The sequence below is a fragment of the Chryseobacterium arachidis genome, assembly GCF_900129245.1.
In the GTDB taxonomy this organism is placed as follows: Bacteria; Bacteroidota; Bacteroidia; order Flavobacteriales; family Weeksellaceae; genus Chryseobacterium; species Chryseobacterium arachidis.
Genome location: NZ_FQUT01000012.1, coordinates 23,523 through 41,495, shown reverse-complemented (window position 1 = coordinate 41,495; position 17,973 = coordinate 23,523). Strand labels below are relative to the sequence as shown.

The window sequence follows — 17,973 nt, the reverse complement described above, 5'->3', positions numbered from 1 at the left end:
TATGAAAAAAACATTGTTTTTAATATTATTCATTTTTAAAATTAACATGATAATGGCGCAAGAAAGTTTTAAGGTGTTAAGCCAAGAAGAAGAAAGAAAATATGATCTTAAAAACTTAAAGTTTTACAAGATGTCAACTTACAATGAAAGTTTAGCATATTTTTTGGAGGACGGAAAATTGCTCGTCAATCCTAATACTCCTTCAGCAGAGCATTCTTTAATAATGAATCTGGCAGATTTTGATAATGATAAATTCCCTGTACTTCCAGAGAATGATACCCCGTATTATCGATTCAAAGGGCTGATGAATAACACAGACTTCACTGAAAGTAATATGATTGAGATCTTTCGGCAATTAGGATTTAATTATCAAAATGAAAGTTTTTATAATGATGCAGAGAAATTTATGAAAACTCTTTCTGTTGACGATAAAATCAAGTTTTTTATCCCTGTTCTTTATTTTATCGGAGAAGATTTACGTAAACTTTGCCCTGATGCTAACTGGAGCTTTGAAACTATCTATTATTTTCAACCATTTTCTGAAGTAAGTCTATATAATGAAAGGAATAATTTTAGTTTCTACGACTTGAACACGATGTTGGAAGGAAAGTTGTTAAATGAAAACAGCATAACTTTTAAAAACATCTACAAAAAGCTGGAAACTAAATATTTAAAGAATAAAAAGATTTGGGATCTACGCTAAAATTAGTTCTTTAGCAAAATACAAACTAGATTTCTCATTAAAAAAATGAGCGAATAGAAGATAACAAAAGCAGGAATTTCCTGCTTTTGTTTTTTTAATAAAATATTGGCTCTCTATCTAAAAAGGGTCAAAACATTTAAGGCCGTAAAATCATATCTTTAATATTCCTATTTCTCTTCTTGTTTAATGCTAAAAATAATAGCAATTTACTTAAAAAATATCTATGGAATTCATTTATGAGGTCAACCTTGAGGTAAGAATTAATAATATTGAAGCAGGTATTTTATATAAATTCCTACAGATGCATCCTCAGCAAAAACACTTTATTCAAGAAGGAAAATTCGGATATGAATTAAGGGAGTTTGAGGATAAAACAGCGTTTGATCTTATTTTGACTGATGAAGTTTTGAATTCTTGCCTAGCGGCTTTAGAAGATCAGGAGTCGGAAACTCCTTTAGAAAATATTTTGAAATCGGAGTTTTTGGAAAAGATATACAACTGGATGAGTATAATTGATAAGGAAGAATCTATCATTGAAGAATTCAGAAGTAATTTTTACAGTATAAAATTTAAAAGATTTGAAGGAGACTTGAGCCATTTCTCTTTTAAGGATTACTGGGAATTACAACCACCAGACCATTTCACACTTGAAGAAGAAGAACAAAAAGAATCTTTATTAAAGAAAATTAAGCGATATTTTTGACCTGGATAAATTTTAAGGGATTTTGTTGATCAAATTTTGATATTTTGATATTTTTATACCTTTAAGCTAAACACATTCATTTTTATGGAATCATTGAAAACTATTATTCCGCTATTAACCTTTCTGTTGGGCGTAGGCGCTACATGGTGGTTTAAATCACGTGAGAAAAAGGAAGATACAGTAAGAAATGCAGCCAAAGATATTGGTAAATTGGTTACTGAATGGTATCACCAGTTAGACGATATTAAAATCGCTATTGAACAACAATTGTCCAATGAAATCGTAAATCAAAAGTTAGGAGCATATTCACAAAATAGATTTATACTTCCACTTTTATTGCAAAATGACGAAATTATTTCAGGACATCCTAAATGTGCAGTCCTTCATCAGAACCTTGGAAGATTTCTCAATATCGTAACAAAAACTCAAGAGTATAGCCATGTAGATTCCGTTAGCCATCCTAGTGGTAATATTACTTGCGCCATGTGCAACGATTCTCTGTCAACAAGAAATGCGAATTTTCAGGTAGATTACTCGCCTCTATTAGATTTAAGGAAAAACGTTGATGCATTGGTACAGATAATCAATAAGGACGTGGGTAAAGTGATTAAAACTCTTTAGGATCAGAATAATACTAGATATATTTCTTTTTTATCTTTAAGGACTGTTAGTTCGAAAGATTAAAATTGTGTCAATCGAATTTCAATATTTAAATCACCTATATGGTGGCTTTTTCTATTTGAATCTCTCCGTAAAGATTCCCTTCATTTAAATGATGAACTGATTGATGGTAAGCAAGACCAAGCGTGAGCGATTGTAGCAACATCCTTTTGCTGGCAAAAGATAGAGCGGAAAGCGCGTCCGGTCAAGGCTACGAAGATCGGCACGCCAAAAATAATCAAGCGAATTCATTTATTACCGGTTTATAGGAATTCTAAATCTTAGCATTTAGATGGTCCAAAATATTGAATATTACAAACAGAAAATGAAAATATTGTAGCTCTGCTTTAAGGATAATAAAAGTAGTAAAATCCCTGTTGCATTGGATTTATAAAATCCCTAGATTTCGGGTTCTAAAAACTGAAGAAAATGAAAACCGGATTATTCTTACTTTTTGCGCTCTGCAGCCTGATAAGTTGTGCACAGAGCAATTCTAAACCTGATTCCAGTACTAGCACATCGACTGAAGCTAGCCCTGCGGTAAATACCAAAACGGACAGCCTTATCAGTAGCCTAAAAAAATCGATGGAATCTTATCTTAAAAACGGGAATGCATCCTACTCGCAGCAAAATATAGATGAATGTATCTTGATACTAAAAGATTATGCTTCAAATATCCCTAAAAGTAGTTCCAAGGATGAGGTGGTAGGCCATGTTAAATCTACCGTTCTAAAACTGAATGCGTTAAATGATGCGACGGGAGGATCACTAATTGAAACCGGGGAAAGGGAACTGATTGCAGAGATTATCAATATACCCATTGAAAAATTAAAGTATATAAAGCCTGGTGAAGATGCAACTGAAGAATGGCGGGAATGGTAATCTAATCGCATAAAAAAATTATACTAATAACCTATAAACCAAAAAGAATGAGCTGGAAGATTTATCTGATCATCATTACAAATGCAGCTAATACGGAACTGTCAGAAATCCCTAAGCTATTAGGAACCCAGAATTTAGGTCATCAAAAAGAACTGACCATGATGGAAGCCCAATATATGCAGCAGGGAGTTTCGATCGGGAAGTATGAGGACAAAATTTTCATTGTCAGTCAGCAATTTGTGTTTGACCTGCTTGAAAATGAAAGTTCTGAGATCAAGAAAAAACTCCTACAAGCTTTTCCTGATTCGGAAATCGCGGTGTTGACAACAGGTTTTCTGAACGGTTTCAGTATTCTTAAGAACCAGAAAGTCGAGAGGACCTGGGTCGGTTTTGACCTGAGGACAACGGTTGATACCGGTGATAAATTAGCGGAGGAAATTGAGGCCTATAAAGAAATCTCAGAAGATCACGAAATGATGGCGGAAATAAAAGAGGATTATCCGGATGATTTTGAAGCTGTCATCACAGAAAATGCCAGTGAAGGAGCTGTTTTCAAACTAACAAAAAGGTATTTTGGACAGAGAATCGATGAAGATGGTTCAGATTTCGATAAAATAACAATGACCCATTATGAGTAAATTATTTGGACGATCTGTCTTTATTTTTAACCTTGTATTTTTTTGTCTCTTTTGTGCCCAGAGTTCTTCAAAATTGATAGAGATGGAAGGAAAGAATGAGTGATCACGCAAAAAGATCATGGTCAGTCTCTTTTATTGCGATGCGTTAGATTATTGTAATATTTAGTAAAAGTATAAAAACATTTAAATGGATATTTTAACCAGTACAATTAACCGGGAAATTGCCAATTTTTTTATTTCTGATAGCAAAGAATTTTTATTCCGTTATCAAAAATTGAAGGAATTCCAAAATCATCTATCGAACAGAAGTAAATTAATGATTGATCTTTTATTTTCTATCGAATGTAGCCTAAAAGCTTTGATCTTTTTTGAATCGACGGAGGATGAAAAAATGACTTATAAACGTATTAAGACTCATAATCTTAAAAATTTGTCCGACAGAATCCTTGATAGGACAGGGCTTGCAGATCTTGAGCAGTCAATACTTGATAACAGTGAAATTTATAATGTAAGTTCAAGACATACACTTGATGCAAATATAAATTTTAGGGAAGAGCATGTTCTTGGGAGGCGTTATTATGGAACCATAGCAGATTTTGTATGGCTGGAAAAACTTTATGAAGTCGCTAAGGGAGTGATGGAATTCGCTGAATCAAAGGATTCTACCGTATTCCAGCCTACAAATTTCACAGACTTTGATCTAGATATTTTGATTGAAAAATCGAATCGAATAATAAACATTTCAACCCGATAAAATTTTCGATGCAATTATTTAAAAAACATCTTTTTAAAGAAGTATATGGGTCAATACATTTTCGTAAGCGCTTCAATTTAGTTGCCAAATGATTAAAGTAAGAACTTAAAAAACATCAGTGAAACAATCTGTACATTTTAAGTCTGAACTTTTTTTATAAATTAGTTAAAGAAGATGTTATTGTCTAAATTTCTGTCTGTAACGGGTTTGTTTAACAAAACAAAAAAAATATGAACGTAAGAAAAATAAAATTAGAGACGAATAAGTTCCCTCCTGATTTTCATGGAAATTATATCTATGATAATGTTGGTGGGAGTTTTTTTGATAATATAGATATCGTCCTTGAAGAACTTTGCGCCAAGTATTTCTTGGAGAATTATAATGATTCAATAAGGCCTGTTAGACATTATGATCAGTTCGATGCATTACATTATTTAAAGGATAACATAGAGGAGTTTATTTTTAAAGAAGGACACCCGGGGGCAGAACAGGAATCAAGAAGGATAGATTCCCAGGTACTGGGTCAGACTATTTGTCGATACGTGATTGAAAAAACGTTTGGTTCTGGATTTATATCGCATGTGAAGCCTTTGTTAGGGAAAAAATTTCCGGGCAAATTTGCAAGCATTTCAATAAATAGGTGTAAAAAGGGAGATTCTCCGGATTATATTTTTATGGACAATCTGAACAAGCCCTGCCTTGCGGAGGCTAAGGGAAGACGCGATCAGATAGAATTTACGGATCCTGTTTTTACAACCTGGAGGGAGCAGTTCTCAACTGTTGAGGTGAAAATCAATGGGAATGTAACCGAGGTCAAGGGCTATATCATGGCACTGGTTATTGCCAATGAGCACAATTCTATTTCGAATTCGACACTTTATGTAGAAGATCCCGTAAACGAAGGCGAAGTTTATAGAGACGGACTTTTGGGAGAGTTGATACAAATGGCGCATTACGAACGCATACTAAGTAGATCCGGTTTAAATTTTATTGGAAATTCTCTCTTGTCAGAAGATAAACTTTCAAAAGATAAAAAATATAAATTTCCAATATATAGAGCAACAGGTGTTTACGAATTACAAGATGATGATCTGGTTCCGTTAGTGCCTCATAATCATAGATTTGATCATTTTTACGGTGGGACTTTCGTTGGAATTACTTTGAGAACGTTGGAAATATTGCTGAATATTGCCAGAGGAAATGATGGAGAGTATATTAGAAATCAAAAACCTAAAAATTTCAATAATGTTCTTTTTAAGTTTACAGACGACTTTGTTGTAGGTAATTCTTATCTGTTTGATTACTACGGGTTTCAAGAGGTTTAGATAAAATTGCGATATGATGGTGCAAAACAATAAAAGGAATGGTAATTACTTAATACCTATAAGCACATAGTTATTAACCGTCATGTCGCTATATCATTACCAAAAAATAGTGGACCAATTGTTCTTTATTAAAGCTTACTGATCCCAATATCTTTAATGGTACTTATCAAGCTTTTGAGAACTAAATAATATTGTAAGGTATTTTCCGGTGTGCTTAAATTTTAGATTTTACCGTATAAAATAAAAATCCCCGACATTTCGAGGATAAAAACTAATAACCATGAAAACTCAAATTATACTTGAGAATCATTTGCAAAAAATATAATAAAAGGATTTTCTGTACAAACATTAAGATCAAATAGTTACAAAAAATAGATATAGGACAAGTCAACAGCAGGGAAAGCAGGCTAGCTGTCGTGTTCTTTCGGACGTGTTGGAAGGCATAGTCCTTCCTTAATGGCCAATTTTATCATTATGTACTTGTTAAATCTAAATTGCTTTTAGTTTTTTCTAATTTTAGTAGCATTCTATGGAATTTGATATCATAACTAAAATAACAAAAGGAAGAACACAATATTCAAATGCTTGTTATTTTAGAATCAGGAATATTGAAAATAATGTTTAGAAAGTATTTTTTATCTGAAAAATTTTCGCCTGTCACATAATTATTTTTATAAAATTAGATTTAGCTAATAACTTATAATTATGAAAACAGTAAAATTTGTAATAAGCATTGCCCTTTATGTACGCCCGATTTCATCTGACTCATGACGTTCCAGTCAATGTAGATTCTTATCATAGGAAGATTATTAGATATAACTTAACGAGGCATGAAGTTACTGAATTCTGTCAGATATATGGTAGCTGACTATTATTGCGTGAATATTATTTTTAGTAAACGAGAAATTTTGTACTGCTTGTGAAAGTCAGACAGGAAGCTTTCATATGCTTTGCATTTGTCTTTTTTGAATCGTTCAAAACAATATTAATTAGAGTTAATTATTGTGGAATTTTACGTAAAACTAGTATGAATGGTTCAGTTTTATTTGTAATTTTGATATTGCCTGTATATTATTAATTATAAAGAACTAATTTCCATTTGAAAAATAAACAAGAGATTATAGATGATCTATTCCATAAGCGCTCGGATTTTAAGGACGTAGATCAAGCAATCACAATGTCCAATTTATTGGATACTGTTTCAAGCGATATTTATTCTGAAAGTCAAAGATTTGTTTTTGAGCTTATCCAAAATGCCGATGATGCGGCAAAAGATACCAACAATGAGGTACATTTTGATTTTTTTCAACATAGCCTGATCGTATCGCATAACGGAAATCCTTTCTCTGAATATGATATAAAAGCACTTACCAGTGCCGGTTCAAGTACAAAAAAAGAAGATATTACCAAAACGGGGTATAAGGGAATAGGTTTTAAATCCGTATTTGGTAAATCGGATCGTGTGTCCATATTTTCGGATGGATATCAGTTCCGTTTTGACAGATCGCATTTTGAAGAAACCCTACCCTGGCAGATCATTCCAATTTGGACGGAAACAGGAGAGCTTCAGGAAGAGGTGCAGGAAACAGTTAAAAAAAATAAGTATGCGGTTTCTACAATAATTGAAATCGATGGTGTTGAGCAACTTGAAACGGATCTAGATGAACTGTTAAATAACGGTCAGATACTTTTATTTCTGCGTAGGGTTTCAAAAGTATCTGTTTCAAAAAACGGACAATTGCTCTATTTAATTGAGAAAAGGATCCTTAACATCGAAACCCATTTCAGTCAGGTCATTCTTTTTAAAGATGATCAGGAGATCAGCCGCTGGATAACAAAAACATATGGAGATATTGCAGTTCCGGAAAAAACTAAACAGGAACTCAAGAAGGATGAAAAAACTCCGAGAAAGTTAAGGGATGCGGAAATGACCGAGATTTCGTTTGCTGCTAAAATAGAAGACAGTAAAATTACAGCTTTAAAGGATGGTGAAAGCTTAATTTTTACTTATCTTCCAACTAAGGTAAATGATTTCAGATTCCCATTTCTGGTCAATGGGAGCTTTTTAACCAATGCTGCAAGGGAAGGTATCCATGAAGATAAAGTATGGAATCAGTGGCTTTTTGAACTTATTGCAGAAAAGATATTAGATTGGCTCGTCGAACTTTCATCTACCAAATATAGGTTTCAGATTCTTCACTTGCTGCCCTACAAATTCAGCAATGAGCAAAATGAATTGAAAAAATCCTTCAACCAGAGCTTCACAAAGGAATCTTCTTCAAAGAATTTTATTATTACCCAGAATGGTAACGTTCAGAAAGCCTCGGAAGTTGTTCTTGATAAAACGGGCCTCTCCGGCCAAAAATTCATTGATCAAAAATCAATAACCGAATATCTTAGGACTGAAAAACAACTTGTTTTTTCCGAAGACTGCTTTGTTCATTCGGATGTAGAGGAAGCCAAAAAGTTAAAAGCTATTGGGGTACATACTTTTGAACTGGAGAATTTTGGGGATTTTTTTGCTTCAAGATCATTTACGGATCGGCACAAGGTTTCGGATAATTTTAGTTTAATAAAATTTTTCAAGCAGAAGTCGGATGATGACAGAAGTGGAATTTGGTTTCAGAACTTAAAAACGCTTCCATTTATTTATGATGAAAAAGGAAAACTTTACAACCCTTCTAACGGAATTTGCTTTCCAACTGGACTAAGTTCGACTGAGCTGGGTGATATTCCCGTAATACATCCGGATATTTTTGAAAAGATCGAAAGTGACAAGTTGATCTACGATTGGCTAAAAGTAGTTGGCGTAAAAGAACCTTCGGAAATTGCCTACGTAAGCAATGTCATCATACCAGGCATCAGGCAGGAAAATTTCATAAATGAATCCAATTTTCTTCAGGTTACGCGTTATTTACTCAGGCTTTTTAAGGAAAATCTGCTTGACGAAGAGATGCTGGAATGTCTTAGGGAAATTAAGCTAAAAACAAAGGATTCTAAGCAAACTTTTAAATCCGCTCAGTTCTGCTATTTATCAAACAGATACAATCCACAAATTAAAATTGAGGGCGTGATCAAGGAAGTTACATTGGTATCAGAAGAATATTTAAATTCGGGTTCCAGTGAACTGGAATGGAGTTTATTTTTTAAGGCAATTAAAGTTAAGGACAGGGTTGAGATTGAAACCATTAATCAGAATAATGCACTTGGTACCCTTCGAGAATTAACAGATGCCACTTGGGTTGATGAATGCCAGGCTGTGGCTGGGAAAAACGGTTTTGGGGTTGGAAATCATAATGTTATCCATTCAGTAAAATTGCCATCCTTTATCAATTTAATTTCCAGCAACATTGAATATTCAAGATTATTTTGGAAAAGTATCATTAGCAATCCAACTCATCTCCAGGAATTAACGCAATATGCTACTTATAAGTATGGTATAGGAAATGGATACAATAATTTTCCTGTATCAGTAACCAACTATTTTCCCTGGTATATCAAAAATAAAGTATGTATTCCAACCTCTACAAAAAAGATTTTGAGCCCCACCGATGTATATATAAATACCAAAGAAATAAAAGATATTGCTGGAAATTATCTTCCGGTATTTGATTTTGATGAACCACTCACGGAAGATTGGAAAAACCTATTAAGGTTTAAGGACAAACTGGAATTGCTGGATTACCTTAGCGTCCTTTCCAATATTGTGCAAGAAGCAGAGGAAAAAGAAGAAAAAGAAACAAAAATTACTGCTTCGCTAAGAAGAATTGGACTGATCTATAACAAACTTGCTGCGATATTGCCAGATATGACCCATGACGAGAAACAGCTTATCAGAGATTGGGCATCCGAAAATAAGCTATTGTCGATCAATGGAAAATTCGAGCCTGCAAAGGAAATCAAGTGGATTACCGTGGAAGGATTTTCTTCAGAGTCAGAAAAATTGAAGGTTATTAGATTACCCGAAAACGCGGACAAACACCTAGATAGCTTTAAAGAATTAATTTCATTATTTCAGGTTCAGACCATTGATGAATTTATTCCTGTTTTTGATAAACCGCTTTCCGATACATCGCTAAAAGATAGGCTAGAAAGTGTCCTTCCATATTATGTGGCACTGATCGAAAAGAAAAAAATGGATGAAAGTTTGGGAGAATTTGACAGAATATATCATTTACTGGATGCAACTGAGTTTTTTACAGCCTCTGAAATCAAGCTTTCTTTCAATTTCCAATCGGAGACGTTCGACGGACCTGCACTGACCGTATATAAGGGAGAAAACAAATTCTATTTCAAAGGGAAATGGAAAAGTGAGAGGACTCTCTTGAGTTTGATAAAAGAGCTATCCAGCTTTCTGGGAGTGTTTGGTCTTAATGAAGAGCTGCGTTTTCTGTTATTGGAAACGGAGACCTCAGAGATCAGAGAGTGGCTAACTGAACAGGGAATAAACTTACTCAAACTAAATCCTCGTAGGTCATTCATGAAAAAAATCCCTGCAGTTCTACAAGCAGACCAATTTGAGGAAGATTTGATTGATAAGGAGTTCGAAGAAGAAAGTGAGGATAACTATTTTGCAGAAGATCCTCCCGTACAGGAAAGATTTGAGCCTATTGTAAATTCCACTTCTTTTGATACAGCTACAATTTGGGCAAAGAGAAAGACGTTTTCCGGCGTATCAGAAAAAGCAGAGGCGAGTTATTCACAGATCCAAAGCGAGGATGTCAGAGAAGATGTTGGAAGGTGGTGCGAGGAATTTGTTAACAGCTACCTAACTGGGGGTGATGCTGCTATAAGCGAAGTGTTCTGGATGAACGAAGATCAGGAAAGCGGTAAGCCTTATGACTTTAAGGTTGTGCAGAATGGTAAGGAGCACTTTATCGATGTAAAAGGGACACCTTCAGGCGTAAAAGACGTAGTTTATCTTTCCCCAAATGAGTGGAAATTTATGCTGGAAAAAAAAGAAAATTATTCAATTTACAGAGTATATAATGCGGGAAAAGAGGCAAGAATTGAAATCATTGAAAATCCAGCGGATCTTTTGCAGAGAGGGGTAATATTTCCAAACCCTATAACGCTTCAGGTTTAAATAAAATGCCATTAGAGCATACATACGTACCTGATATCTAACCGACAGAAGGACAATGAAAAGCGCATGTTTTAAAGGGTAGAACCCCTTAAAAAATAAGGATAGCCTTAATCGTGTATACTGTTTAATACTAATTTATTATTGAAGTAGCCATATCTATCACAAACGTGATGTATCGAAACTAAAAATCTAACTGTATGTTAACGCACAAAAACCCTTATATCTCGAGAGTACAGATCAAAAACTTCAGAAATTTCTTAGATGCCGATGTTTTTCTGGAGCAGAAGCAAGTTATCATCGGAGAAAACAATGTTGGAAAAACCAATTTTTTAAGGGCTATCCAGCTGATCTTGGACAAGGAATTTTCCGATTCTGACCGGCAGCTGGGTGAGGAGGATTTCCATGAGAGCATCGAAGATGCAATGGAGAACGGGGCAGAAATAGAAATCAGTTTAGAGATCCGCAATTATGAGCACAATAGTAAACTTGTTGCGCAGTTTGCAGATGCGGTTATATCTGACAATCCGCCAACATTGAAAGTCACATACCGGTTTGCTCCCGAAAGAAATGAATTTGGTAAGATCATTAATTACCAATATCAGATTTTTAAAGGTAATATGGAAGACAAAAAGTTTACCCATGAAGATAGGAGCTTTATAAATATCTATGTCATCAAAGCTTTAAGGGATGTTGAGAGGGAACTGAAATCCAATAGGAACTCACCATTGTACAAGCTTGTAAAGCAATATGAAATTTCAAAAGAAGATCTTGAGAAGATAGCAGGGGATCTGAAAGATGCTGCAGGGGGTCTGTTGGAACTGGACGAAATTGTGCATATTAAGGAGGCCCTTACCAGTCGTTTTGCTAATTTATCGGGGCTTCAGACGGATAATGAAATTACGTTTAGAACATTTGACATGGATACCGAAAAGCTACTGTACAGCCTTCAGGTATACATGGGAATTGAAGAAAGACCAGTTTCGGAACTAAGTTTAGGGCTTGCGAATTTACTTTATATTTCGCTAATGCTGCTTTTGCTGAAAGACAAAACGGTAATTCCTGTTATTAAGGAAGAGCAGTTTAATGAATTACTGACTAATGAAGGCGGTGAAATCTTAACTAAACTTTACTATAGAAGCGAGCAGGATAAATATATTTTAACAGATGAGATAGCAAAAGAAGATTCGGACCTCTTGTATGCGTTTATGGATGAGCATAACTATCGGCATCAGCCATTTACCATTTTGGCTATCGAAGAGCCAGAAGCCCATCTGCATCCGACACTGCAGCGACTGATCTACAGGGAGGTACTACACACCAGCAACACTTCGGTCATTTTCACTTCACATTCGACGCATCTTGCATCGATTACTCCACTTGAGTATATTGTCCACATAAGGAAAGCAGACTTTTATAGCAAGGCATATTCAACAAACAGACTGTCTTTGAGTGAAGGGGAGAAAAATGATATTGAACGTTACATTGATGCCAAACGGGGTGAAATCTACTTTGGTAAGGGTATTATTCTTGTGGAGGGCATTACAGAGGAATATATCATTCCCGCGGCTGCAGAACTGATGGATGAACCGCTGGATAATCATGGGATTGTGGTCTGCAATATCAATTCCACAAACTTTAAGCCCTACATTCAATTACTTCAGGCTTTAGATATTCCCTGGGTGGTGTGTACCGATGGAGATTACTATGAGGTGCACGAATTTGAAGATGAAGGAGTAAAAGTGAGCAAAAGAGTAAATCACATAATGGAAACGGAAGGAAGTAAAAAATTCGGTTGGGCAGGAAACGATAATATCAATAAAATCCTACATGATCTAGGTATACAGCCAAAGGAAAATTCTGATGAATTGGAATTAAATGACTATGGGTGCTTCGTTGGATATTACACACTGGAAGTCGATATGATGGAGAATTGCGGGGACTCTGGGATGGATATCATCAAATCTATTTTCCGCGATCTGAAATCAGGTGGCAAAAAAATGCAGGAGAATTTCGAAAACCGTCTGGACAGCGGCGATTTTTGGGGTGCGTTAGCAAGGATCGAGAGTGAAATCAGCAAAGGACGTTTTGCCCAGCGGCTGACATCAGAGCTTACGATGAAGTTGGTGCCCAAATACGTTCAGGACTGTATCGAAGAAATAATTAAAAAGATTAAGGATTCTTATGAATAGTTTATTTTTTAGAGATCTGGAGCTGATTAAAAAGGATAAAAAGCAGTATGAGGCCTATTGTTCCAACAACAATTCTGTAATACTTGCGGGTCCTGGAAGCGGCAAAACCAGAATTTTAACATTGAAAGCTGTTACTCTAGCAAAAAGCTATATCCATAAGCCTTCCGGGCTGGCTTGTATAAGTTATAGCCGTGAGTCTGTGAGGGAACTCAGAAAAAGATTAAAGCAATATGGCTACACACCAAGCAGTAAAGATTTTATAGGCACAGTACATAGTTTTAGCCTACTTTATGTGATCCAGCCATTTGCACATCTTTATCCGCAGTATAATGTGAAATTTCCGATAAAGATACTTCCTGATGATGTAAAGAATAGTCTGTACCATTCTGTGTTAAAGGAACTAAAAATTACAGATTATAAAACTTTGCCACTCGCTGATATCAACAAACATCGATCACTCACCTTAAGAGGGCGGAGCAACATTTTTTTGGGATCTACACCGCAGATTGCCAAGGCTGCAGAACTTTATGAAAAGAAAATAGGGCAGACCGAGTATATCGATTTTATCAATATCATCAACCTGTCTGCGAAAATAGTCAATGAACAGGAGTATGTCAGAAAAACCCTGCGGAGTCAGTTCCCCTGGCTCCTGGTGGATGAATATCAGGATCTGGGAAAAGCACTCCATGAAATGGTGCTTGAACTGGTTTTCAACGCGGATATCCGGTTGTATGCGGTAGGAGACACCAATCAGTCTATTTATGGGTTCAACGGAGGATATCCTGATTTTCTGGAGGAACTCTCCGAAAGTGACCATATTGAAAAGATAGAACTCGTTTCCAATTACAGGAGTTCACAGCATATTATCGATGCCTCAATAGAGGCTCTTGGACCTCTACCTCCTTATCCACGGTATATTTCAGGAAATCGGCAGGAAGAGGTGGCTGATTTTACATTTATCAGCTGCGATGAGGAACTGGAACCGCAATTTCGGATCGTGGCGGAGAAAGTTATCCCTAATCTGTTAAAGAAAAATATTCCTTTAAACGAAATCGGTATAATTATCAATTCTAATCCCAATATTCACAGTATGGCTCAATATTTACGAGCTCGGGAGATTCCATTTTTTATTGTGAACTGGAGTTTTGAAAATAGTGAGGTTGTGGTTTGGCTTCAGGATTGCGCGTTATGGAGCCATGATAGAAATGCGCAGTCCTTTGATGATCTATTTAGGGTATGGAGAAACAAGATCATAATAGCCCATAATGATTTCCGAAAAAGCTGGGAGGAAATCAGGCTGAAGACAGAGTTTTACAAGGTGTTAAACAATGGTTGCTCTAAAAGTGATTGTTTTCAGTGGCTATCTTATGTTATTGATAAGTTGAGGCTTAAGGAGACGCTTGAGGATTCGGAAATATATCCCAATGAAAACCAGAATTTGGACCACCTGTTAAGGGAAGCAGAGCTTCTGAACCTAAAAAATGCAAGTATAAAAAGATTTGCGAATCTTGGCGTTCCTGAGGACCAGGTAACCATCACAACACGTCACAGTTCCAAAGGACTTGAGTTTGAAGCGGTGATCATGCTGGGAATGGAAGAAGGAAATTTCCCCTTTTACAAGCATCTGGATAATCCAAGCGCGCTAGCAGAGGATAAACGATTATGTTATGTCTGTATCAGCAGGGCAAAAAAATCCTGCATATTGCTGCGATCCAAAATTTACAATATTCCGACACGAACAGGAAGAATTTGGAGAAAAGAATACGAGCCCTCACAATTCTGGACAAGTTTGCATAATATGTTCGGAAGCCCTAAGAACACTTTTACAGCTAAAACATATCCGTTGACGCCATAGCAACAGAAAAACGTTTTTACAGCAAAACTTAAGACAAGTGGATATTTTAAGTTCCCATCTTTTAAACTAACAACTCTCTAAAAAACTAATTTATGCCATTTACTGAATTAAATGATATTGCTATCCATGAGGCGGGACACGTCATTGTATGCTTTCTGATGAGTGATCTTGCGCGATTGCACTTAGTGACGATTGATGCTGAGCATGGCAAAACCTTTGATCCGAATTCTGATGGCGGCCTGGTGTATAAATATTTGAAACAGCCAAAAGATTTGGATTTTTTAGAACTTGACCAGTTCTGTTTGCTCCACCTTGCCGGCCTTGCAGCTGATCTTGTTAACGAGCAGGAAGGTCCGCCCTCCTGGGAATATTTTCTTTCCGAAGAGTTCTTTCTTAAAATAAATCAATTCTATTATCAGGGGGATATGATTTCTTTCAGTAGTACTTTTGATAGGCTTATAGGTGTTCTGCAGGTGGCGCCACAACATTATAATTTGATTTCGATACAATTATTGGTCAATATCTTTTCAAATAGAGAGCTATTAGAGGTCCTTTTGGCTCTCAGAGAATTTATTGATCGATCCAAAACTATCGATGGGGAAGCTCTTACCAAATTTTTAAACGATTCTTATCTGAGCGAATATAAAAGAAATGTCTGGCCGGATGTAAAAGAAATGAGAAGGAAATTGTTTGTACTGCCCAATACCTGACCCTAAAAATAGTTAATCACTAAAACATGACCGCTATTTTTAATCGTTAAGGAGTCCGGTATTCAGGCAGAATGAAGCGAAGATTTCTCTGGAAGACAGCTAAAGCGAAAGCTTAAAGGTAATTGAAAATCCAAAGGTATTCGCTAGGCATATGGCTTATAATCATTGCGCTTAAAACGCTATCCAATAGGATAGTAGAAATCTATTAAATAATTATTAATTAATGCCATAAATAAAAAATGTGATCAATAATTATGTTATATTTAGTAAACCATTAAGCTAATAGCCATATTTATGAGTAAGTTAACAACAAACGTTGGGCTGGATCAGTTTACCTATCCAGGGTCTACAGCACAGCAAACAGAATTTGCAGAAAAGTCAGTATCTCTACTGGCAGAAATCATTAACCACAAAAAATTCCTTTCGGCGGTAAGTGCAGCCAAATTTTCTTATTGCGTTCTACTTGATGAGCATGGAAGGGCGCAGGAAGTCGGTAATGAGAAAGTGATCGAAGTTATCCAGACTGGGAAAGAATGGAAGTCGGCTGCGGACGGCATTGTGAATCTTTCGATAAATGTCAAGGAACTAAAGCGCAGGGTAGTTGGGGTTGTATATCCTCCAAGTCCTGTGATCAACACAAACAAACGTTTTTTTGATTATTGGCTGAGTTCTAGCGATTCACTTTCGCTGGCCGCACACTGGCTTCATGAATGGCTTCATGTTGCAGGATTTCATCACAAGGGTGGAGCGGTCGATGTCAATGATCTAAACTATGTTGTAGGTAAAATTGCAGTGGAGGTAGGTCGCAGTATTCTCAAATCGACAGCTGATAAAAAGTCTCCAAACTTAGGACAGGGTTATCTGGATGCTATAAATAACTATTTTGAAACAGTAAACGCGCCTTCTTTTGTGGAATCGGATCTTGATAAATCGGCTCAGAGTTCGCTACAGCTTGCCTTTCTTGATCTTGGAGGTGATTCCTGGCAGGAGCAGGGCAAACAATATACCATTATACCCGCAAGCAGCGGAAAGCTGAGAAGTCTTCCCGTGCCCGAGAGTGCAGTCAAAGCACTGAAAGTAGATGTGCTGGCATTTTACAATGACCACCTTCCGGATTTTCTAGGAGGTACCAAAGAAGGGCTTTTCAAAGTTTCCATCAACACATTAGATCCCAATTCAACGGCTGTAAGCAAAAATGAAGTCACCGTTGCCATTGATTTTAAGGTAAAGGACGGAAATTACGCGCCGGGATTTTTACATAAGGGAATTTTTAAGAATGTACTCTTTACTGACTTTGTCAATATAAAATTTGATCTGTTTGAAGTGGATAAAGACGTGGACGTATACTATGATAAAGTAAAAAAGGTGATCGATTCAGTACCGGAAATGAGAACGCTGGATATATTGAACGGCATCCCTTATTTAAATCTTGCAACCAAGCTTTTTGACGGAATAATCAAAGCGTTCGGAAAAAATGCGGACGATCATATCTGGAATGAAATGCCTTCTCTGGATATAGCCCCCTTATTGGGCGGAGCATTCCTTAGAGATGGTATCTATGTGATTTTCGAAGAAAGAAACAGTAAAAAGGAAAAAGTGACAACCGAAGATCTACAGCTTAAGGATAAAGAACTTGTGATCAATGGGAAAAAAATTACCAGACTTCCGAATCACCTGATCCTCAGCGTGGGCATCAGCGCATCATCCAAATCTATGTCATAAACTAACAACTGAAATATGGAAAGACCAAGAATCTTGTGCATCCATGGAATAGGGGGAAAGGACCTCACCATGGAAAATATCCCTGGCTGGGCGGAGAACTGGCGTAATGCACTAAAACAGCATCTTGATATCAGGTATGATGAAAATATAAGGTTCATGAAGTTTGACAGCCACTTTGATAATCAGGATGCCGGTGTGGTTGACTATGCAAAATTTATCGGTAAAACCTTTCTTGATTTTCTCTTTAAGAGGAGAAGTAATAAGATGATGACCATAAAGGACTGGATGGACGATTACCCTGATATGGTGGTGGAGTACCTGCAGGATGCAAAGCTAAAAAGAATTTTATGGGATGAGCTGCGGGAGCATATTTCATTCCATAGACCTGACATAATCTACGCCCACAGTTTAGGGTCATTGCTGTGTTATGACTTTTTTTCACAGGATGAAAACAGGACAGGGTTTGAAAACATTACCCTGGTCACTGCAGGATCACAGATCGGCAGCAAACTTATAAGGGCACATATCAAGTTTCCAATCGAGCAGCTGCCCATTAAGAAATGGTACAATCTGAATAATGACAAAGACCTTGTTTTTGCAGGAAGGAACATCCTGGCATTGCATTCCAATTTTAAACAGGTTGAAACTTATTTCAATGACGACTGGCCGGCAAATCATGATGGATATAGATATTTAAACCATCAGAAAGCAGTTTCCGAGGTATGGAGAACCTTCTGAAGAAGAAC

The 17,973-nt window shown here is 36.3% G+C and carries 13 protein-coding genes; all 13 read left to right on the top strand.

The window, feature by feature from the left end; all coding sequences use genetic code 11:
* Position 1: 1 nt before the first annotated feature.
* The 13 genes from BUA89_RS17575 to BUA89_RS17515 all read left to right on the top strand — a co-directional run bounded on the left by BUA89_RS17575 (position 2) and on the right by BUA89_RS17515 (position 17,965).
* Positions 2–703, top strand: coding sequence for a hypothetical protein (locus BUA89_RS17575; RefSeq protein ID WP_072961414.1), 702 nt, complete (start codon positions 2–4; stop codon positions 701–703).
* Positions 704–926: 223 nt separating this feature from the next.
* Positions 927–1,406 (top strand): hypothetical protein, encoded by a 480-nt coding sequence (locus BUA89_RS17570; RefSeq protein ID WP_072961411.1) that lies wholly within the window; start codon positions 927–929, stop codon positions 1,404–1,406.
* An 84-nt stretch (positions 1,407–1,490) separates the two neighbouring features.
* Positions 1,491–2,027, top strand: coding sequence for a hypothetical protein (locus tag BUA89_RS17565; RefSeq protein ID WP_072961409.1), 537 nt, complete (start codon positions 1,491–1,493; stop codon positions 2,025–2,027).
* A 468-nt stretch (positions 2,028–2,495) separates the two neighbouring features.
* Positions 2,496–2,948, top strand: a complete 453-nt coding sequence (locus tag BUA89_RS17560) for a hypothetical protein (protein ID WP_072961406.1) — start codon at positions 2,496–2,498, stop codon at positions 2,946–2,948.
* Between the two features lie 47 nt (positions 2,949–2,995).
* The gene (locus tag BUA89_RS17555) at positions 2,996–3,586 is read left to right on the top strand and encodes a hypothetical protein (RefSeq protein ID WP_072961403.1); all 591 of its coding nucleotides are present in this window, start codon (positions 2,996–2,998) and stop codon (positions 3,584–3,586) included.
* 187 nt (positions 3,587–3,773) lie between these two features.
* On the top strand, positions 3,774–4,340 hold the full coding sequence (locus BUA89_RS17550; protein ID WP_072961399.1) for a hypothetical protein: 567 nt from the start codon (positions 3,774–3,776) through the stop codon (positions 4,338–4,340).
* Between the two features lie 230 nt (positions 4,341–4,570).
* Complete coding sequence (locus BUA89_RS17545) at positions 4,571–5,665, top strand: hypothetical protein (protein ID WP_072961396.1); 1,095 nt, start codon at positions 4,571–4,573, stop codon at positions 5,663–5,665.
* A 1,099-nt stretch (positions 5,666–6,764) separates the two neighbouring features.
* On the top strand, positions 6,765–10,751 hold the full coding sequence (locus BUA89_RS17540; RefSeq protein WP_143152379.1) for a protein NO VEIN domain-containing protein: 3,987 nt from the start codon (positions 6,765–6,767) through the stop codon (positions 10,749–10,751).
* A 197-nt stretch (positions 10,752–10,948) separates the two neighbouring features.
* On the top strand, positions 10,949–12,940 hold the full coding sequence (locus BUA89_RS17535; RefSeq protein ID WP_072961391.1) for an ATP-dependent nuclease: 1,992 nt from the start codon (positions 10,949–10,951) through the stop codon (positions 12,938–12,940).
* Positions 12,933–14,795 (top strand): UvrD-helicase domain-containing protein, encoded by a 1,863-nt coding sequence (locus BUA89_RS17530; RefSeq protein WP_072961388.1) that lies wholly within the window; start codon positions 12,933–12,935, stop codon positions 14,793–14,795. Before BUA89_RS17535 ends, BUA89_RS17530 begins: the two co-directional genes overlap by 8 nt.
* A gap of 92 nt (positions 14,796–14,887) precedes the next feature.
* Positions 14,888–15,505 (top strand): hypothetical protein, encoded by a 618-nt coding sequence (locus tag BUA89_RS17525; RefSeq protein WP_072961386.1) that lies wholly within the window; start codon positions 14,888–14,890, stop codon positions 15,503–15,505.
* A 294-nt stretch (positions 15,506–15,799) separates the two neighbouring features.
* Entirely contained in the window at positions 15,800–17,227 is a 1,428-nt protein-coding gene (locus BUA89_RS17520; RefSeq protein WP_072961383.1) for a hypothetical protein, read from the top strand.
* A 15-nt stretch (positions 17,228–17,242) separates the two neighbouring features.
* On the top strand, positions 17,243–17,965 hold the full coding sequence (locus BUA89_RS17515; protein ID WP_143152378.1) for a hypothetical protein: 723 nt from the start codon (positions 17,243–17,245) through the stop codon (positions 17,963–17,965).
* Positions 17,966–17,973: the final 8 nt, after the last annotated feature.